Source organism: Epilithonimonas caeni DSM 17710 (assembly GCF_000426465.1).
GTDB classification, from domain to species: Bacteria; Bacteroidota; Bacteroidia; order Flavobacteriales; family Weeksellaceae; genus Epilithonimonas; species Epilithonimonas caeni.
In genome coordinates this window covers 70,785-88,818 of sequence record NZ_AUFK01000017.1, presented here as the reverse complement: position 1 = coordinate 88,818, position 18,034 = coordinate 70,785, and the positions used below count along the sequence as shown (strand labels likewise).

Here is an 18,034-nt window from a genome sequence, read left to right as displayed (position 1 = left end):
AAATGCGTGAGGGATAGTAACGGAAATCCTTTTATGTTTTTTGCTAAAAACATAAAAGATTGCAGTGGATAGCCCGACCCGAGCGATTGCAATGGTTTTGGCGAGGGGCACGCCCAAATCTAGTTGATGGATATTGGTTGATTGTTGATTGGATTTATCCAACAACCAAAAACTGCCAACTATCAACCAAATTCCTTATCTTTGCGCCATTATTTTTCTCACTTAAAACGTTTATAGCATGCAACTGTACAACACCTTAAGCGCAGAAGAAAGAGCTCGACTTATCGATGAGGCCGGACAAGAGCGCCTTACATTGTCTTTCTATGCGTATGCCAAAATTGAAGATCCTAAGAAATTTCGCGACGACCTTTTTATAGCCTGGAATGCCCTGGATACGCTCGGCCGTATCTATGTGGCGAAGGAAGGAATCAATGCTCAGATGAGCGTTCCTGCAGAGAATTTCGAGGCTTTTCGTGATACGCTGGAAGTTTATGACTTTATGAAAGGCATCCGTCTGAATGTGGCTGTGGAGCAGGATAATCATTCTTTTTTAAAATTAACCATTAAAGTCAGAAACAAAATCGTTGCAGACGGTTTGAATGATGAAACTTTTGATGTAACCAATAAAGGCGTTCACCTGAAAGCTCGGGAATTCAATAATATGTTGGAAGACCCGAATACGATTGTGGTGGATTTCAGAAATCATTACGAAAGTGAAGTTGGTCATTTTGAAGGTGCCATAACGCCGGATGTCGAGAATTTTCGGGAAAGTTTGCCGATTATAAATGAGCAACTACAGGATTTTAAAGAAGATAAAAATCTTTTGATGTACTGCACCGGCGGAATCCGTTGTGAAAAAGCAAGTGCTTATTTTAAACATCAGGGTTTCAAGAATGTTTACCAATTGGAAGGCGGTATTATCGAATATACGCGCCAAATCAAGGAAGAAAATATTGAAAGTAAATTCATTGGAAAGAACTTCGTATTTGACCATCGTTTAGGAGAAAGAATTACGGACGATATTATTGCGCAATGTCATCAATGCGGAAAACCTTGTGATAATCATACAAATTGTGCTAATGATGCCTGTCATCTGTTATTCATCCAATGTGATGAATGTAAAGCAATTATGGAAAATACTTGCTCAACAGAATGTCACGAGATAATCCATTTGCCTCAGGAAGAACAAGTTGCGAGAAGAAAAGGTTTGCAGGTTGGAAATAAAGTATTCCGAAAAGGTAAATCCGAGGCTCTTAAGTTTAAAAATTCAGGAGATTTGTCCACTCAGACTTTGGCAAAAGCTGTAAAACCCGAAACCAAAGATATCCGTCAAAAAATAAAAGTTAAAAAGACTTTGGTTGGAAAAGCTGAACATTATTTCACCAAATCGAAAATTGCTCAGTTTTTAATTGAAAATAGTGAGATTTCTGTCGGTGATAAAGTTTTGATTTCAGGGCCAACAACAGGCGAGCAGGAAATCACGATTACTGAGCTTTTTGCAAATGGAGCTTCAACTGAAACTGCTAAAGTTGGAGACCAGATTACTTTTGAACTTCCGTTCAGAGTCCGTTTGTCTGATAAGTTGTATAAAATATAACATTTAGGATGACAGATAACGGTAAAATTGAGTTGATGGCGCCGGCTGGCGATTTTACATCAATGCAGGCGGCTTTGGATAATGGTGCGGATTCCATCTATTTTGGTGTGGAGCAACTGAATATGCGTGCCAGAGCATCAATGAATTTCACAATTGATGATTTACCAGAAATAAATAAGCGTTGCTCGGAAAAAGGAGTAAGAACTTATCTTACACTCAATACGATTATATATGATCACGATTTATCCATTATAAAGATACTTCTGGATAAAGCAAAAGCTTCCAATATTACCGCTGTGATTGCGATGGATCAGGCCGTAATTTCATATGCCAGACAAATCGGGATGGAAGTCCATATCTCCACACAGATCAATATCACAAACATTGAAACGGTGAAATTCTATGCGCTTTTTGCCGATACCATGGTAATGAGTCGTGAATTAAGCATTAGCCAGATCAAAAAAATATGTGATCAGATCGTAAAAGATGATGTCAGAGGACCTTCCGGAAATTTGGTCGAAATCGAGATTTTTGGTCACGGTGCGCTTTGTATGGCTGTTTCCGGAAAGTGTTATTTAAGTTTGCATTCGGCTAATTCTTCGGCAAATAGAGGGGCGTGCAAACAAAATTGCAGAAAGAAATATACGGTCATAGATCAGGAAACAGGCTTTGAAATAGAACTTGATAACGAATATATGATGTCTCCGAAAGATCTTTGCACAATAGGTTTTCTTGATCAGATCATAGATGCAGGTGTAAAAGTTCTCAAGATCGAAGGAAGAGGACGTGCTCCCGAGTATGTTGCAACTGTGGTTAAAGCTTATAGAGAGGCAATTGATGCTATTGCAGAAAATACGTTTTCTCAGGAAAAGGTATCAGAATGGATGACACAACTCGAAACTGTTTATAACAGAGGTTTTTGGAATGGCTATTATCTTGGTCAGGAATTAGGAGAATGGTCTGATAATTCCGGGTCCAGCGCAACTCAGAAAAAAGTTTATGTCGGAAAAGGACGTCATTTCTATCCTAAGTCTAATATTGCAGAGTTCGTTATTGAGGCGTACGATTTGACAGTAGGTGATAAGGTTCTGATTCAAGGGCCTACAACAGGTTCTCAGGAAATGGTTGTAGAAACGATGCGGGTTGATCAAAAACCAGAGGCGGAAAAAGCGTCAAAATCTGATGTGATCACTTTCGAGACCAACTTCAGAGTTCGTCCTTCTGACAGATTGTATAAAATAGTTCAAGCTTGATAGAGAATTTTGTCTTTGATTGTTAACAGAAATGGTAATTGTAACACTTCAGCGGGATAAATGTATCGGTTGTAATTATTGTGCAGAGTTTGCGCCGGAATTTTTTAGAATGTCTAAAAAAGATGGGAAGTCCGTATTGTTAAAATCTGTTGATAAAAAAGGCTTTTATACAATTAAAACACCGCAGCATGATTCTTTTGAATCTTGCGATAGAGCTTCTAAAGCATGTCCTGTAAATATCATTTCAGTTAAAGAAATTTAAAATGAATCTTAGCCTTACAAAAAGAGAGCTTCGAGCAATATATAGAGCAAAAAGAATGGCTTTATCACAAGATGAGGTTGATTTTTTGTCTGAAAAAATCTTCGAACAATTCATTTTACAATTTAATATTACTGAAAATCAAAAAGTTAATATATTTTTGCCGATTAAAAAATATAATGAGATAAATACCCGGATATTTATAGATTATTTTTTTGATAATAAAATAAGAGTTTTTGTGCCGAAAATTCAAAGTGAAAAAATGATTTCAGTAGAAATTTTTCCTGATTCTGAATTTGAAGTTAATAATTGGGGAATCAAAGAGCCGATTTCAAATATTACTTCAAACGTTGATTTGGACTATGTTTTGACACCTTTGTTGTATTGTGACAGATTTGGGAACAGAATAGGATACGGAAAAGGATTTTATGATTCGTTCTTTTCTGAGAATTATGGAATTAATAAAAAAATTGGTTTGAATTTCTTTCCACCAAAAGAAGTTGTTACTGATGTTTTTGAATTGGATATAGCTCTGGATGGTTTGATCACACCCTATAATTATTTTGAATTTTGATTTAAATGATTGAAAATCATTGTATTTTATTTGTAAAAATATTTACAATCATATTACAAGCTATTTATTAATGATTTTTGTCAGACCACTCTACCTTTGTCTTGTAATTATAACACGATAATTCACAAACAATAATATTAATAATAATTTAAATTTTTAGAAAATGAAAAAGTCATTATTTGTAGCTGCTATTGCTGCTATCGCTCTTGTAGCTTGTAAAAAAACTGATAACGTAGAAGCTAACGCTGTTGATTCAGTAGACGCTACAGCTGATTCTGCTGTTGCTGCTATCGATTCTACTGCAACTGCTACAGTTGATTCTGTAAAAGCTACTGCTGATTCTGCTAAAGCTGAAGTAAAAGCTGACGAGAAAGCTGCTAAAGAAGAAATCAAAAAATAATTAGATTCTTCCAATCTAATTAAAGCAAAACCCGCTAATTGGCGGGTTTTGTTGTTTTTGTACTGTCCGATTCTTTTTGATAGAATTTGGTAAAGTAAAACTTGAATTCTTTTTGGAATTTAACTGGAGAAGCTTTTAATAGATACTGGGCTTTTCTGTTAACTGTAGTGATGTAAGTTTTCTTGTTGTCATAATATTCTACATCGAAAGTTGCAAAATCCAGAGTGTCTTTTTCGTGTATGGATTTGGATGTCGTCAAATTGTTGACTTTTGCAAACTTGACTTTCAAACTGTCCATTTCCTTTAATAAAGGTTTTAGATTATTGGAATCCTTGGACAGAAAGTGAGCCTGCATTTGTGTATAGATTACGGAATCTATTTCTGTGTCTTTATTTCCCGAAGTGTAAAGTGCAGATAGATCTAGTAGGTCCTGTACTTTTTGCGAAGTAATAACATTGATAGCCTGTACGCTGTCTAGTTTTGTCTTGGAATAGGTTATTCTGTTATTGGCATTTCGAAGAGTCTCCAAAGAGTTGTCTTTGCCGTCATATTTTTTATCACAAGATATAATTCCAATGGTTATTAGTGCAGGAATTATGAAGAGGTGATATAATTTATTTTGTTTTTTCATCGTCAGTAATTTTGAATTTGATCATTACTATTTTTCCGTTTTTCATCTGAGAATCAATTACTTCCAGGTTTTCTAACGATGTTGTAGGAAGTGTGACCAGCGAGATGTATTTCTGTTTATCCATCGTTTCAATGCCATATATGTCGCTATCAACAACTTGATAGATCAAAGCATTATCACTGATGAGCTTGTTTAATTCACTTGTTTTTTTCTTAAAATCGATAATTGACTTCGAGTAATAGTAAAGCTGAATCGCATAATCATTAGGTTTCAACTCGATATCTTCGGATGAAGGTGCTGATGTCAAATCTCTTGTCACAGTATCTGTCCTGTAAAAAGGCGAAGAAATGACCATTTTCAGATTTTTGCTTTTTGTTTCGTAGACAAATTTTGAATTTGGCTTTACTTTGAAGAGGATCGGAGATTCATTTTCCCGGATAATTTTAACGTCCAGTTCTCCTTTTATAGATGAGTTTCTGTCTGCATCAGTAAAAGCATATGTGTATTTTTTATAAAAAAGGTTATCATAAAAGACCAAAATAAGAACAACAGCAAATAAAAATGCCGAAATCCCCAACCATAGATATCTTTTTAGGAAATTCTGTTTTTCACTATTGAAATTGATATTTTGATTGATTTCATCAAAAGCTTGATTATCTATGGAAACGAGCGGTTTCGTAATTTTTTCTTGAAGATTGTTTATGGCTTCAGAAGCTGGTTCTTCCGTTTCATTCGCTACTTTAGAATCTATTGATGCAGGTTTTTCAACGACTGTTAAAGGGTTTTTCTTCTTAAACTCAGACCAGGAATTATATCCGGAATAGATTGCTAAAATATTGAGCATATCAATTCTTGGGGTTTTTTCCAGTGAGTTATTTTTGAAATAGGTATAAAAAGTCTTTTCGCTAATATTTCCCTTGGCCTTTTGTCTCAGGTCTTCCTGGAAATAAATAATATCAATGCCCTTCCATTTGGAAATGTCATCATAAGATGGAGAATGCGTCTCAAGATATTTCGCCTGAACAGCACTTTTCAAGGACTGAAAATATGAAAATTCTGTATCGCTCAAAATTCTACGTGTTCTTAATTTATTGATTTACAGTATTTCTTATTTGTAAATCGTGTTTTACAAATATATTACAATTAATTTTCAAAACAAAAATATTTTATCAATATAATTTTGCCCTGTTCAAATAATGGACGATCTATTAACTAACAATTTAAATTTAATTATTATGAAAAAATCATTATTCGTAGCTGCTATCGCTGCTGTTGCTCTTGTAGCTTGTAAAAAAACTGAAACTGTTGATACTGCTGCTGCTGATTCTGCTGTAGTTGATTCTGCTGTTGCAACTATCGACTCTGCTGCTGCTAAAGTTGATTCTGCTGCTGTTAAAGTTGACTCTGCTGCTGCTAAAGTTGATTCAGCTGCTGCTAAAAAATAATCTTAACCGACTTAAGAATTTTAAACCACTTCAATTTGAAGTGGTTTTTTATTTTTCTAATTTCTGTCTCAGGATTTCGTAGCAGGTAATTGCTGCTGCATTACTGAGATTAAGAGAATCTATTGTTCCTGACATTGGGATCAAGACATTTTCTCCCTTCCCTTTCCAAAAATCACTCAAACCAGAATGTTCTGTTCCAAACAAAACGGCAGACCTGGTTTTCAATTTTTTTTCCTGAATGTTTTTTGCATCTTCACTCATAAAAGTGGTGAAAATATTGTAGTCATTGATTTTTAAAAATTCCATTGTTTCTTCGTTTGAAGCTTGGAAGATATTCATTCCAAATAGACAACCAACGCTGGAACGGATAACATTTGGATTATAAAAATCTGTTCTCGGGTCGGTAACGATCAAAGCGTTGATCCCGAAAGCTTCACAACTTCTCAGGATGGCACCGAGATTTCCGGGTTTTTCCACACTTTCTAAAATAATGATTGCAGAATCCTGCTTTGGTTTGAACTCGTCAAGGTTTCTTTGCTCTAATTTATAAATCCCAATAATTCCCTCGGTAGTCCCGCGATAAGCGATTTTCTCATAAAGCTTTTCGGAGACATAATGGATTTTGGAATCGGGTAATATTCCTTTGAAAATATTTTCGCAAATGAAATATTCTTCCGGTTGATTCCCAAAATGCAATGCTCTTTCGTTTTCCTGTTGGCCTTCTACAATAAACACTCCTGCTTTTCTTCTGTCCTGATTTTTGGATAAAAGTCGTGTTAGTCTTTTGATTTTTTCGTTTTGAAGGCTTTCTATGAGCATTTTAAATTTTTTCACAAATGTACAATGTAAAATGTACAATGTAAAATGTACAATGTAAAATGTGAAAGCGTGAATCTTGGCGAAGTGCGTGAGGGATAGTAACGGAAATCCTTTTTTGCTTTGACTTCGAGAGCCTCAGCCTGACAAAGCGTGATGCAAAAAAAGATTGCAGTGGATAGCCCGGCCCGAGCTTTTGCCTTAGGGTTGGCGAGGGGCACGTCCAAATCTTTTGCAGGGAGAAGATAAAAATTTATCTATCTTTGTTTTATGATTTTACGAGGAGAAAATTTAATCAAAGAATACGGGCCAAAAAAAGTGGTGAAGGGCGTGTCATTGGAGGTTCAGCAAGGAGAAATTGTCGGGCTTTTGGGACCAAATGGAGCAGGTAAAACGACTTCCTTCTATATGATTGTTGGGCTGGTGAAGCCAACTTTGGGAAATGTGTTTCTGGATAAACAAAATATAACGCAGGATGCAATGTACAGACGTGCGCAGAAAGGAATAGGCTATCTGGCCCAGGAAGCTTCGGTTTTCAGAAAGCTGTCTGTGGAAGATAATATTTTGGGCGTTTTGCAATTGACGAAACTTTCCAAAAAAGAGCAACAGAAAAAATGTGATGAATTGATTGAGGAATTCCATTTGGAGCACGTTCGTAAAAACCGTGGCGATTTGCTTTCCGGAGGTGAAAGACGTAGGACAGAGATTGCGCGTTGTCTTGCAACAAGCCCAAATTTTATTCTTCTGGATGAGCCTTTTGCCGGAGTTGACCCGATTGCGGTGGAAGATATCCAGAAGATCGTAAGGTCTTTGGTTGAGAAAAATATCGGAATTCTGATTACTGACCACAATGTACAACAAACACTGGCGATTACCAACAAAACTTATATTATGTTCGAAGGGAAAATCCTGAAAGAAGGTCTTCCTGAAGATTTGGCAAACGACCCGGATGTTAGGAAGGCTTATCTTGGGGAGAACTTCCGTTTTGAGAAGATTTAGATTTTATTGCAAAGGCATAAGATTTTAAAATTGAAAATATTATAAGTCGCAAAGTTTTCCTTTGCGACTTTCTTTATAAAATATAAAAGTAGTTTTGCGACTTTGCGATAAAAATATTTCATTTTCCAAAAATCCTACTGACATACTATTGTCACAACTGCGTCATAAATTTGTATCAAATAAAACAAACTATTATGAACGCAAACGCAAAAGTCCTGGACTCACAACAACTTTTAATCCATTGGCAAGGACACAGAAATCTCACAAGAAGAGTGATTGAAGCTTTTCCGGAGAAAGATTTATTCGGGTTTTCAATTGGCGGAATGAGACCGTTTTCAAAATTAGCTCTTGAACTGATTGCTATTGGCGGGCCAGCCCTGAAATCGATTGTTGAAGGAACGATTAATGAATTCGATGAAACTTTCAACCCTACAACCAAAGCTGAACTCCTGGCAAAATGGGATGAAGAAACCGAAATCATTAATGAATACTTCAGCCAGATAACAGAAGAAAGATTTCAGGAGACCTTCAATTTATTTGGCCAGTACGAATTTCCTGTGTATCAGAACATTCTTTATTTTGTGGACAATGAAATTCACCACAGAGGTCAGGGTTATGTTTACCTGAGAGCTTTGGGAATTGAACCTCCGTTTTTCTGGGAAAGAGAAAGATAATTTTATACGCTTGATTTGAATTTAAAGTCTGCTTTTTGGCAGGCTTTATTTTTTGTTCAATTGATTAGAAATTTTACTGATTAAATCATTCATCGTGTCTTTGAGATAATCGGGTTCAATGATTTCTGCAAAATCTGCAAAGGTAATCAGCCAGCGCGGAAAGCCTTCTTCAATCCATTCGGTTTCAAAAGTCATCAGCATTTTGTTGTCACTTTCTTCTTCAGAAATCAATCCGTAATATTTTTTAGAATTAACGAGAAAAGGCAATATTTTTTTCTCAACCAGAAGCTTAACCCCAACTTTCTGATTCTTTGATTTCTTTCGGTAATCGCCAACATTCCCGTATTCCTGATGAAACGGATTCTCAGTTTTCTCAATTTTTAAAATTCTGTCCACGCGGAATTGGCGGAAGTCTTTTCGCATCGTACAAAATGCCATCACGTACCAATAATTGACTTCATAGAAAATCCCGACAGCTTCAATAGTTCTTTCAGTAGCTTCGTTGTTGACATTTTGATAATGAAATTTTAACTGTTTTTTATCGGCGATACTTTCCAAGATTGTTGGAATGATATTTTTGATATTATCAGATTTCTCAGGTCGGTAAGAATAGATGTCAATCTGATTTTCGATATTCTGAACGAGATTCTTTTCCGAATTTCTAATGACTGCTTTTACCTTTTCCATTGCGGAATTGTAATGAGAATCGAGGCTCTCATGAGAAAATTTTTGCATCAATTTTTCGGCAGTAATGAAACTTAGAACTTCTTCTTTTGTGAACATTACGGGTGGAAGTTTATAACCGTCAACCAAAGAATAACCTGAACCGGCTTCTCCAAAAATCGGAATTCCGGCGTTTTCCAAAGTCTTGATATCTCTGTAAATCGTCCTGATGCTGACATCAAATTTATCTGCCAGATCCTGAGCTCGGACAATGGATTTAGTTTGCAGTTGTGTCAGAATCGAAGTGACACGGTCTATTTTTTTTATGTAGTGGTCTTCATTCATCTTTTTGGTTTTCAATGACTCATTAATAGAAACTGATTTTAGAAAATTTTTTAAAGTTAATTTTCTCGCAGATTAATTGGATTTTGCAGATTTAAAAAAATAAAATCTGCCCAATATGCTAAATCAGCGAGACTTTAATTATTCATCCTTATAAGTTTTCACCAATCTGTCAAGATTCAAACTTCTGGCAGACGCATCGAAAATTTCTCGGTAAGTTCCATCTTTTTCGTATAACTCTTCGTGAGTTCCGTTTTCCACAACTTCGCCTTTTTTCATCACATAGATCATATCAGAATCCAAAATCTGCGACAACGAATGTGAAATAATGATCACAGTTCTGTCTTTTTTAATCGCATCCAGAGAATTTTTGATTTGTTCTGTTGCAATCGCATCCAGACTTGCAGTTGGTTCGTCAAGGAAAATAATCGGTGGATTTTTCAGGAATAATCTCGCAATGGCAATTCTCTGTTGCTGACCTCCGGAAAGTTGTGTCGCATCGTGATTGTAACCATCCGGCAAATCCAAAATCTGCTCATGAAGATAAGCCTTTCCCGCTGCTTCTTTGATTTCTCCTAAAGTTGCGTTGAGATTTCCGTATCGAATGTTATCTTCAATACTTCCCTTGAAAATGTGATTTTTTTGAAGTACCAATCCAAGGTCATCACGGAGATATTCATTATTGAAGTCATTCAGATGATTACCGTCTAAAAGAATTTCGCCGGAATCTGGTTCGTAAAACTTACAAAGCAAATTGATGACTGTTGATTTTCCGGCACCACTCAATCCAACCAAAGCCGTTGTTTTCCCGTTTTCAATTTTGAGAGAAACGTTTTTGAGAGCTTTCATTCCATTCGGATAAGTAAAATCCACGTTTTTGATTTCGAAACTGCCTTTGATTGGGATATTGTTAATAGTTCCGTTTGGTTCGGTTTCATCGTCGTCATTCAGGATTTCAAAATAAGCTTCGGCATAAATAAAAGCATCATTCATATCATCATAAATCCTGTGAAGCTGACGAATAGGCGCAGAAACGTTATTAAATAACATTATATGGAGCATGATCGCACCAATTGTCATTTGCTGGTCAAGCACCAGATAAACCGTCAAAAGTATGATCAGAACGACGCCGAATTGCTCGATGAACGATTTCAAACCGTCATAAATAAAGCTGGTCCGCCTTGTATAAAGCTGACTTTCCATCAGTTTCATCTGAAGATTATATTGTTTTCTACCTTCAAATTTTTCACGGACAAAACTCTTGATTACCATTATAGAATTGATAAGATTCAGAAGTCCGGATGTTTTTTGTTCCCGTTGATTCCGCAAGGTCCGTCTTACATTTCCTAATTTTTTGGCTTGTCTCGATGTCACATAAAAGTAAATCGGAATTACAAAAGTTGAGACCAAACCCACGTAAAGATTCTGCATATACATTACAATCAATGCAATAATCGCCGTGGAAAACAGCGGAAGAATATCAATGAAAAAATTCTGAACCAATTTGGTTAAACTTTCAATTCCTCTGTCTATGCGTATCTGAAGTTTTCCGGATTCGTGGCGGTCGTCATTATAATAAGCAATTCTGTAGGTCAGGATTTTGTCAATCGCTGCTTGTGATAATTCGGAGCTGACATTGATTCTAATTTTTTCACCATAAAATTTCTGACCGAACTGAATAAAAATATTCGCCAGTTCTTTTCCTAAAAGTATAATTGAAATCAAAATCAAAACGTGAATCCCTTCTCTCATCGGATTGGGAAGTTGCGTCAGTTTTGTCACTTCGTCCACCGTGTATTTCAAAACCAAAGGATTTACCTGAGCGAACAAAGCTCCGATAAAAGTCAAAGCCAAAGTTCCGAAAACCATCCATTGGTAAGGTTTGATGAAACTTTTCAGCTGGTTGAAAATATGAATGAGATTGGTTGTTTTCTGAAAAGGTTTTTTCATATCAGCAAGTTAGGAAATATTGGAGTTTAACACAAAGACACAAAAGTTTTTATTCTCATTGATGATTTTTTAAGGCACAAGAAAAATCAAAGATTTAATTTCTGACAAAGTCAAACCTTGTGCCTTAAAAACATTAGAATACTTCAAATTAATTCTTTGTGCCATTGTGTTTGACCTCAATATTCAAATAAAAAAAGTTAATTTTAAACTTTCATAAAAAGAAACAATGAAAATATATACAAAAACAGGTGACAAAGGTGAAACCGGACTTTACGGCGGAAGCAGAATCTCCAAAGCCAGCGCAAGAGTAGAATCATACGGCAACATCGATGAACTGAATGCAAATATTGGCGTAGCAAAATCTCATATCGATGATGAAGCCGTGATTTCTCAGCTCAAAAAAATCCAGTTTGATTTGTTTACCGTTGGTTCAGAAGCTTCAACACCGATTGATAAATTGTTTTTGACTAATGGAAAAGCACGACTTCCACTTGTGATTTCTGATAAAGAAATTGAAGAACTGGAAACCTGGATGGACGAAATGGAAGAGAAAGTTGAGCCTTTGCAATATTTCATTTTACCCGGAGGCGGAAAAGCGGCGACTTTTCTTCACGTGGCGAGAACGGTTTGCAGACGTGCAGAACGCAGTTTGGTTTTTCTCAATCAGTCGGAAGAAGTGCGTGCGGAATTAATCAAATACCTGAACCGTTTGTCGGATTATCTTTTTGTTCTGGCAAGATATGTTTCGAAACTTCACAACGAGCCGGAAGAATATTGGAACCCGAATGATAGAAGTTAGAATTTAGATAAATATAAATGAAGAAGGCCCTACTTTTCATCAACGGAGAAGCTCCTAAAACGATTACGGATTTGTCAGGTTATGATTTGATCGCTTGTACAGATGGAGCTTTTCATTACTTAAAACAATTGAAATTTCCTTTGGGTAAACTGGATTTGATTTCGGGAGATTTTGATTCACATAAAATTGAAGAAGAGATTATTCAGCAGGCTCAGGACCATCAATTCGAAATTATAGAAACTCCTGACCAGAATAAGACCGATTTTCATAAAGCTTTGGAAATTATTATCGAAAAAGGGTTTGAAAATATTGACGTTTTTGGTGCAAGTGGAGGAGAACAAGACCATTTTCTTGGGAATCTGAGCGTAGCTTTTGCATTTAAGGATAAAGTGAATCTTCGGTTTTTTGATGAATATTCTTCATATTACTTTATTCCGAAAAAATTCACAATTTCTGATGTCAAAGGAAAAATGATTTCCCTGATGCCTTTTCCTATTGCCAAAAACATCGAAACAAAAGGACTGAAATGGCCTTTATATAAAGAAGATTTGATTCTCGGAGAAAGAATCGGGACACGTAATATTGCTGAAAATAAAGATGTTATAATTAAATATAAACAAGGTGATTTGTTGATTTTTGTCGGGAATTAATTCATTAATTTTTATAGAATTATTAACGTATATATTCAGTTTTTTTAATCATTTTTGCATCGTAAAACCAATTAACTTTTTTTAGCCAGAAATGAAAATAAAATATTCTGAACTAATTGACCAAACGCTTTATTTTCCTACAGAAGAATTCAATGTAGAAGAGAATAATCTGAAGTTCCACGACATCAATTTGATGGAAGTAGTGGAAAAATTCGGAACTCCTTTGAAGTTCAATTATCTACCAAAAATATCTCAGAATATAGAAAGGGCAAAGTTTTGGTTCAAAGAAGCTTTTGAAAAGACCGAATATCGCAAAAATTACAGATACTGCTATTGTACAAAATCAAGTCATTTTGCCTTCGTTGTAGAAGAAGCTTTGAAGAATGACATCAGTATGGAAACGTCTTCCGCATACGATATGGATATCATCAAATCACTTTATGACAAAGGAAAAGTGGACAAAGATATCGAGGTGATCTGCAACGGTTTCAAAACGGATGATTACTTGGCAAAAATTTCGGACCTGATCAACAGCGGATTCGAAAAGATCACACCAATTCTTGATAATTACAGAGAACTTGATAAATTGACGGAAAGTATTGACAGAACTTTTGATATCGGGATCAGAATCGCATCCGAGGAAGAACCTAAGTTCGAGTTTTATACTTCAAGATTAGGGATCGGATACAAAGATATTATTCCTTATTACAGCCAAAAAATTGCGGAACATCCGAACGCAAGGCTGAAAATGCTTCACTTTTTCATCAATACTGGAATCAAGGATACGGCATATTATTGGAACGAATTGTACAAATGTCTCCGCGTTTATGCAAGATTGAAAAAAATTGCTCCGGAAGTAGATTCATTGAACATCGGTGGCGGTTTCCCGATCAAAACTTCGCTTAATTTCGATTATGATTATCAATACATGGTCAACGAAATTGTTTCTCAGATCAAGAAATTCTGTGAAGAAGAAGGCGTTGAGGAACCGAATATCTATACAGAATTCGGAAGTTTTACAGTTGGCGAAAGTGGTGGGCATCTTTACCAGATTATTTCCCAAAAACGTCAGAACGACAGAGAAAAATGGAATATGATCGACTCGTCTTTTATGACAACTTTGCCTGACACCTGGGCCATTTCCCGTCACTTCATTATGTTACCTCTTAACCGTTGGGAAGATTCTTATGAAAGGGTTTTTCTTGGTGGGCTGACTTGTGATTCAGATGATTACTATAATTCCGAGCAGCATACGAATGCGATCTATCTTCCTGTTTATAACGATACAAAACCACTGTATATCGGATTTTTCCACACGGGTGCTTATCAGGAGACCATTGGCGGTTACGGTGGCGTACATCACTGTCTGATGCCTCAGCCAAAACATATTTTGATTGATAAGGATGAAGATGGAAATTTTACTTATGAATTGTTCAGAGAAGAACAGAGGCCGGAAGATGTCCTGAAGCTTTTGGGATATTAAATTCAGATAATAGACTTTTAGATAAAAGATAATAGACGAAAAAAGGCGGAAATGAATTTCCGCCTTTTCTATTTGATTTCTGTGATGAATTCGTCTTTTGGAGTTCTGTATTTTTTCAGATTTACCAGCCAGTCCCCGCTTGTGTCTCTGTAACCTAAAGGCAGAATCACAACACTTTTTAAACCTTTTTCAGCGAATCCTAATAATTCGTCAAGAGCTTGGTTGTTGAAGCCTTCCATTGGAGTTGCATCCACTTTTTGTTCAGCAGCAGCAGCAATAGCTAGTCCGAAAGAAATATAGGCCTGTTTTGCGGCGTGTGTTGCGTGCCATTCACGTCCAAGCGGTTCGTACATTCCCCAAAGCCTTGCTTTGTAATCATCCATCGCTTCTTTAGGGATTCCTCTTTCAGTAGTCGTTTTTTCGAAAACTTCAGATATACTGTTGTGAGAATAGCCGTCCCAAGCTGCCCAAACTAAAAGATGAGAACCGTCCGTGATCTGAGCCTGATCAAATGCAATCGGTTGGATTTTTTCCAATAATTCTTTATTCGTAATGACGAATAATCTGTAAGGCTGTAAACCTGAGGAAGATGGAGCCAGTCTCGCAGCTTCTAAAATATAATCCACTTTATCTTGAGGAACTATTTCGCCGTTCATTTTTTTAGTCGCATAACGCCAGTTCAAGTCTTCTAATAAACTCATTTTTTATAATTTTTGATTTGAAGGTTCAAAGGTAAATAAGAAAAGTTTATTTTTGTAATCAAGTTACAAAAAGTTAGCGTTACTAAAAAGTAACTTATTTGAAAATCAGATTCTTATGAATTTGATTTAATGGAAAATTAATATAATCTGAAATAAAAGTTATTTATGAAAATAAAATGTCCAAAATCCAATCTTGCTGCCGTTCAGGATACGATGGATATCTTGAAAGGAAGGTGGAAAATAGCAATCATTGCAGCTTTGTGTTATGATAAAATGCGTTTTTCAGATTTACAGAAAGAAATCGGAGGTGTTTCTGCAAAAATGCTGAGCAGCGAATTAAAAGATTTAGAAATCAATCAATTGATAACAAGAACTGTTCTCAATAAACAACCGATAAGTGTAGAATATGAATTGACAGACTATGGAAGAACACTGAAAAAAATTATTGAACATCTCGCAGAATGGGGAATTGAACACCGGAAAAAAATCATCGGAAAAATTCCGGAAGTTGCTGAAATTTAAAGGCTTCAAAAATGAAGCCCTGAAATTATTGTTTGGAAAAATGATATGTTTTCCCATTCTGCTGGAGTTGCAACTGATCTGGAAAAAAAATAATCCCGATCCTTGCCGGCGTGAATTTGAATTCATCCTTATCCACATATTCCAATTCAAAAGAAGCCTGACCTTTTCCTTGGGCAAATAATTTTCCTTCCTGTGAGAAGATTTTCAAATCCATAGGGATATCCGGAGAAGTATAATCACCGATGTATTTCTGGAATTTTTCTGGTGTATCCACGGACTTGGTTGCATCAGCTCCGAATTTTGGATACGAATAATCTGCTTCATAAATCAAACTTAAGATTCCGATTCCCAATGCATTATGAGGATACTCCTCTCCATTGATGATCATTGAAACAGAATAATCGTCTTTTTGATTATAAGATGTGATAGAGTGACTTCCGGCTGTGTCGCCTCCGTGTCCAAAAGAAACCTGATTGTAAAACGGAACAGCCATTAATCCTAACCCAAAATCTAAAGGCTTTTTTTGGGTCGGCATCATTCTATCAAGCGTTTCTTTCTTTACCAGCTTCCCATCGAATAATGCATTGATGAAGAGATTGAGATCATTAGGTGTGGAAACGATATCGCCTAAACCGATACAATTATGAAAATCGAAGTCTTCTATTTCTACCCATTTTCCATCTTGGTTTTGGTAAGATTTGAAAACGTTGGTTGGATTGTCCAGAACGGAAAAAGTGTTTTTCAATTTCGCCTTGCTTGTAATGTTTTCTTTCAGAAGAACATTGTAAGGTTTTTTCGCAACTTTCTCAAGGATTCTGCTCAAAAGATAATATCCGGAATTGGAATATCTCGTTTTTTCTCCCGGCTGAAATTCCACGCCTTGAGCTTTAATGGTATCGAGAATCGCTTTATCTCCAACTGGTTTTTTGAATAGCCATTGATAATGTTCTCCAACGTAATCGCCTAACCCGCTAGTATGATTCAGTATTGTCTCAATTGTGATTTTGTCAGCATTTGAAACATCTGGATAATACTTTGAAAGCTTGTCGCTGAGGTTCAATTTTCCTTTTTCTACCTGTTGCATCAGCATGACTGCTGTAAATAATTTGCTGATGGAACCAACTTGATATCTTGTGTTAGAATCCCATTTTACATTAGGTAATTGATTCTGACCAAAACTTTTCTGATAAACTTCTTTCCCGTGTCTGAAAATCGAAATGCTTCCAATAGATTGTTTATTATCGGTCATATAATTCAAAAAGTCATCAATTTTTTTAGTATTAATTTCTCTGCTTCCGATGTCTTGGATTCTGGACTCTTTGGAGATTTTATCCGCTTTTTTTTCATCAATCCTTGAAAGATTCAAATCAAAATCTCTCGAACGTTGCGTAAAAGTTCCCTCAAAATGGTCTGTTTTGAATTGTCCTTTGTAAGACGCATCCAGGTCCTTCATTTCGAATATCAATTCGTTGTTTGCAAATTCGGTTCTGTCAACGGTAATGGTCTTGTCTCCTTGTTTTGGACTTTTGGCTGTGGAAGTATATTGGTTTCCTTCTTTTTTAATGGTCAGTATCAGAGGAAGTTTCATTGCGCCAAGGTCAATTTCGCCTTGCCAGGAACCTGTTAAATCTTGGGCGTAAAAAGTCTGTGCCAATAAGATCAGCACCAATAAAAGTTTGGTTTTCATAAAATTATATTTTGTTTAAAGTATAGTCTGGCTAACGATTATTAATATCAGTGAAACAACCGCAAAGAGAACAATTTGCTGCCACTTCTTGATATTGGTAGCAGTCTGGAATCCATTGTAATAAAGCACAAAGCTATAAATCATAAATGGTAAAGTTGCCAATCCAAAAACTGAAACTATGATGAGATTGATTGTTTCCATTTGACTTGGGTCGCCAGCACTTGCTGTAATACTTTGGGTGGCATTCTTCAAAAATGACATTCCCGATATTGGCATTATAATAATTAAAGGAATGGCTGATATCAGAACGGTATTGATAATATCGATGATCCTTGTTTTATTATTGAGGATTTTAGCGAGTATAAATAAAACGATTATGGCCAATAGAGAACTCAAAGTATTGATTTTCACGATATCCCAAATTGTCTGATCGTCTTCCAAATGTGAAAGATGAAAAATACTGTCATTCACATTGCCGGCATAATAACAACCAAAGATGTTCAGAATGAAAAATAGTATTCCTATAATGAGGAGGTTCTTCTCATCATATTTTTCGAAAGGATTAAAAATGATCTTCCACGTCATAGTT

General features: G+C 35.9%; 20 protein-coding genes. 12 read left to right on the top strand and 8 right to left on the bottom strand.

Translation table 11 applies throughout. From position 1 onward, the window contains the following. Positions 1 to 238: 238 nt before the first annotated feature. The 5 genes from trhO (at position 239) to K319_RS0110550 (ending at position 4,083) form a co-directional block, all read left to right on the top strand. Positions 239 to 1,597 (top strand): oxygen-dependent tRNA uridine(34) hydroxylase TrhO, encoded by a 1,359-nt coding sequence (gene trhO / locus K319_RS0110570; protein ID WP_027383641.1) that lies wholly within the window; start codon positions 239 to 241, stop codon positions 1,595 to 1,597. A gap of 8 nt (positions 1,598 to 1,605) precedes the next feature. Then, positions 1,606 to 2,850, top strand: coding sequence for a peptidase U32 family protein (locus tag K319_RS0110565; protein ID WP_027383640.1), 1,245 nt, complete (start codon positions 1,606 to 1,608; stop codon positions 2,848 to 2,850). A gap of 31 nt (positions 2,851 to 2,881) precedes the next feature. Further along, positions 2,882 to 3,112, top strand: coding sequence for a ferredoxin (locus tag K319_RS0110560; protein ID WP_027383639.1), 231 nt, complete (start codon positions 2,882 to 2,884; stop codon positions 3,110 to 3,112). Between the two features lies 1 nt (position 3,113). Continuing rightward, positions 3,114 to 3,683 (top strand): 5-formyltetrahydrofolate cyclo-ligase, encoded by a 570-nt coding sequence (locus tag K319_RS0110555; RefSeq protein ID WP_034671673.1) that lies wholly within the window; start codon positions 3,114 to 3,116, stop codon positions 3,681 to 3,683. A gap of 163 nt (positions 3,684 to 3,846) precedes the next feature. Beyond that, the gene (locus K319_RS0110550; RefSeq protein WP_027383637.1) at positions 3,847 to 4,083 is read left to right on the top strand and encodes a hypothetical protein; all 237 of its coding nucleotides are present in this window, start codon (positions 3,847 to 3,849) and stop codon (positions 4,081 to 4,083) included. 34 nt (positions 4,084 to 4,117) lie between these two features. On the opposite strand, the gene K319_RS0110545 is transcribed toward K319_RS0110550, so the two are convergent. After that, entirely contained in the window at positions 4,118 to 4,714 is a 597-nt protein-coding gene (locus K319_RS0110545) for a hypothetical protein (RefSeq protein WP_027383636.1), read from the bottom strand. Further along, complete coding sequence (locus tag K319_RS0110540) at positions 4,698 to 5,783, bottom strand: hypothetical protein (RefSeq protein ID WP_027383635.1); 1,086 nt, start codon at positions 5,781 to 5,783, stop codon at positions 4,698 to 4,700. The genes K319_RS0110545 and K319_RS0110540 overlap by 17 nt, the downstream gene beginning before the upstream one ends. Positions 5,784 to 5,910: 127 nt before the next feature. Between K319_RS0110540 and K319_RS0110535 the strand changes: the two genes are divergently transcribed. Next, entirely contained in the window at positions 5,911 to 6,159 is a 249-nt protein-coding gene (locus K319_RS0110535; RefSeq protein ID WP_235696101.1) for a hypothetical protein, read from the top strand. Between the two features lie 48 nt (positions 6,160 to 6,207). Here K319_RS0110535 and K319_RS0110530 read toward each other — a convergent pair whose 3' ends face one another. Then, positions 6,208 to 6,978, bottom strand: a complete 771-nt coding sequence (locus K319_RS0110530; protein WP_027383633.1) for a TrmH family RNA methyltransferase — start codon at positions 6,976 to 6,978, stop codon at positions 6,208 to 6,210. A 267-nt stretch (positions 6,979 to 7,245) separates the two neighbouring features. On the opposite strand from K319_RS0110530, the gene lptB reads away from it, so the two are divergent. Together lptB and K319_RS0110520 are read left to right on the top strand one after the other, a co-directional pair. Then, positions 7,246 to 7,974 (top strand): LPS export ABC transporter ATP-binding protein, encoded by a 729-nt coding sequence (gene lptB / locus K319_RS0110525; RefSeq protein WP_027383632.1) that lies wholly within the window; start codon positions 7,246 to 7,248, stop codon positions 7,972 to 7,974. A 194-nt stretch (positions 7,975 to 8,168) separates the two neighbouring features. Further along, entirely contained in the window at positions 8,169 to 8,648 is a 480-nt protein-coding gene (locus K319_RS0110520; RefSeq protein ID WP_027383631.1) for a DinB family protein, read from the top strand. A 45-nt stretch (positions 8,649 to 8,693) separates the two neighbouring features. On the opposite strand, the gene K319_RS0110515 is transcribed toward K319_RS0110520, so the two are convergent. Both K319_RS0110515 and K319_RS0110510 read right to left on the bottom strand, forming a co-directional pair. Further along, positions 8,694 to 9,656, bottom strand: a complete 963-nt coding sequence (locus K319_RS0110515; RefSeq protein ID WP_027383630.1) for a helix-turn-helix transcriptional regulator — start codon at positions 9,654 to 9,656, stop codon at positions 8,694 to 8,696. A 138-nt stretch (positions 9,657 to 9,794) separates the two neighbouring features. Continuing rightward, on the bottom strand, positions 9,795 to 11,522 hold the full coding sequence (locus K319_RS0110510; protein WP_051230634.1) for an ABC transporter ATP-binding protein: 1,728 nt from the start codon (positions 11,520 to 11,522) through the stop codon (positions 9,795 to 9,797). Positions 11,523 to 11,829: 307 nt separating this feature from the next. On the opposite strand from K319_RS0110510, the gene K319_RS0110500 reads away from it, so the two are divergent. The 3 genes from K319_RS0110500 (at position 11,830) to K319_RS0110490 (ending at position 14,535) form a co-directional block, all read left to right on the top strand. Continuing rightward, a complete protein-coding gene (locus K319_RS0110500) occupies positions 11,830 to 12,402 on the top strand; it encodes a cob(I)yrinic acid a,c-diamide adenosyltransferase (protein ID WP_027383628.1) in 573 nt (190 codons plus the stop codon). Positions 12,403 to 12,419: 17 nt separating this feature from the next. Continuing rightward, positions 12,420 to 13,052 carry a thiamine diphosphokinase gene (locus K319_RS0110495; RefSeq protein WP_027383627.1) on the top strand — a complete coding sequence of 211 codons (633 nt, stop codon included), beginning with the start codon at positions 12,420 to 12,422 and terminating at the stop codon, positions 13,050 to 13,052. A 91-nt stretch (positions 13,053 to 13,143) separates the two neighbouring features. Then, a complete protein-coding gene (locus K319_RS0110490) occupies positions 13,144 to 14,535 on the top strand; it encodes a type III PLP-dependent enzyme domain-containing protein (protein WP_027383626.1) in 1,392 nt (463 codons plus the stop codon). 68 nt (positions 14,536 to 14,603) lie between these two features. On the opposite strand, the gene K319_RS0110485 is transcribed toward K319_RS0110490, so the two are convergent. Then, positions 14,604 to 15,236 carry an NAD(P)H-dependent oxidoreductase gene (locus K319_RS0110485; protein WP_027383625.1) on the bottom strand — a complete coding sequence of 211 codons (633 nt, stop codon included), beginning with the start codon at positions 15,234 to 15,236 and terminating at the stop codon, positions 14,604 to 14,606. A gap of 165 nt (positions 15,237 to 15,401) precedes the next feature. On the opposite strand from K319_RS0110485, the gene K319_RS0110480 reads away from it, so the two are divergent. Continuing rightward, positions 15,402 to 15,758 carry a winged helix-turn-helix transcriptional regulator gene (locus tag K319_RS0110480; protein WP_027383624.1) on the top strand — a complete coding sequence of 119 codons (357 nt, stop codon included), beginning with the start codon at positions 15,402 to 15,404 and terminating at the stop codon, positions 15,756 to 15,758. A gap of 25 nt (positions 15,759 to 15,783) precedes the next feature. Here the strand turns inward: K319_RS0110480 and K319_RS20190 are convergent, their stop codons facing one another. After that, positions 15,784 to 17,445 carry a serine hydrolase domain-containing protein gene (locus tag K319_RS20190; protein WP_051230609.1) on the bottom strand — a complete coding sequence of 554 codons (1,662 nt, stop codon included), beginning with the start codon at positions 17,443 to 17,445 and terminating at the stop codon, positions 15,784 to 15,786. 15 nt (positions 17,446 to 17,460) lie between these two features. Next, positions 17,461 to 18,030 (bottom strand): YIP1 family protein, encoded by a 570-nt coding sequence (locus tag K319_RS0110470; RefSeq protein WP_027383623.1) that lies wholly within the window; start codon positions 18,028 to 18,030, stop codon positions 17,461 to 17,463. Positions 18,031 to 18,034 lie beyond the last annotated feature (4 nt).

Excerpts from the sequence above, each read along its gene's own strand:
- trhO (WP_027383641.1), top strand. The coding sequence starts at position 239 with ATGCAACTGTACAACACCTTAAGCGCAGAAGAAAGAGCTCGACTTATC.
- K319_RS0110565 (WP_027383640.1), top strand. The coding sequence starts at position 1,606 with ATGACAGATAACGGTAAAATTGAGTTGATGGCGCCGGCTGGCGATTTT.
- K319_RS0110560 (WP_027383639.1), top strand. The coding sequence starts at position 2,882 with ATGGTAATTGTAACACTTCAGCGGGATAAATGTATCGGTTGTAATTAT.
- K319_RS0110555 (WP_034671673.1), top strand. The coding sequence starts at position 3,114 with ATGAATCTTAGCCTTACAAAAAGAGAGCTTCGAGCAATATATAGAGCA.
- K319_RS0110550 (WP_027383637.1), top strand. The coding sequence starts at position 3,847 with ATGAAAAAGTCATTATTTGTAGCTGCTATTGCTGCTATCGCTCTTGTA.
- K319_RS0110545 (WP_027383636.1), bottom strand. The coding sequence starts at position 4,714 with ATGAAAAAACAAAATAAATTATATCACCTCTTCATAATTCCTGCACTA.
- K319_RS0110535 (WP_235696101.1), top strand. The coding sequence starts at position 5,911 with ATGGACGATCTATTAACTAACAATTTAAATTTAATTATTATGAAAAAA.
- K319_RS0110530 (WP_027383633.1), bottom strand. The coding sequence starts at position 6,978 with ATGCTCATAGAAAGCCTTCAAAACGAAAAAATCAAAAGACTAACACGA.
- lptB (WP_027383632.1), top strand. The coding sequence starts at position 7,246 with ATGATTTTACGAGGAGAAAATTTAATCAAAGAATACGGGCCAAAAAAA.
- K319_RS0110520 (WP_027383631.1), top strand. The coding sequence starts at position 8,169 with ATGAACGCAAACGCAAAAGTCCTGGACTCACAACAACTTTTAATCCAT.
- K319_RS0110515 (WP_027383630.1), bottom strand. The coding sequence starts at position 9,656 with ATGAATGAAGACCACTACATAAAAAAAATAGACCGTGTCACTTCGATT.
- K319_RS0110510 (WP_051230634.1), bottom strand. The coding sequence starts at position 11,522 with ATGGTTTTCGGAACTTTGGCTTTGACTTTTATCGGAGCTTTGTTCGCT.
- K319_RS0110500 (WP_027383628.1), top strand. The coding sequence starts at position 11,830 with ATGAAAATATATACAAAAACAGGTGACAAAGGTGAAACCGGACTTTAC.
- K319_RS0110495 (WP_027383627.1), top strand. The coding sequence starts at position 12,420 with ATGAAGAAGGCCCTACTTTTCATCAACGGAGAAGCTCCTAAAACGATT.
- K319_RS0110490 (WP_027383626.1), top strand. The coding sequence starts at position 13,144 with ATGAAAATAAAATATTCTGAACTAATTGACCAAACGCTTTATTTTCCT.
- K319_RS0110485 (WP_027383625.1), bottom strand. The coding sequence starts at position 15,236 with ATGAGTTTATTAGAAGACTTGAACTGGCGTTATGCGACTAAAAAAATG.
- K319_RS0110480 (WP_027383624.1), top strand. The coding sequence starts at position 15,402 with ATGAAAATAAAATGTCCAAAATCCAATCTTGCTGCCGTTCAGGATACG.
- K319_RS20190 (WP_051230609.1), bottom strand. The coding sequence starts at position 17,445 with ATGAAAACCAAACTTTTATTGGTGCTGATCTTATTGGCACAGACTTTT.
- K319_RS0110470 (WP_027383623.1), bottom strand. The coding sequence starts at position 18,030 with ATGACGTGGAAGATCATTTTTAATCCTTTCGAAAAATATGATGAGAAG.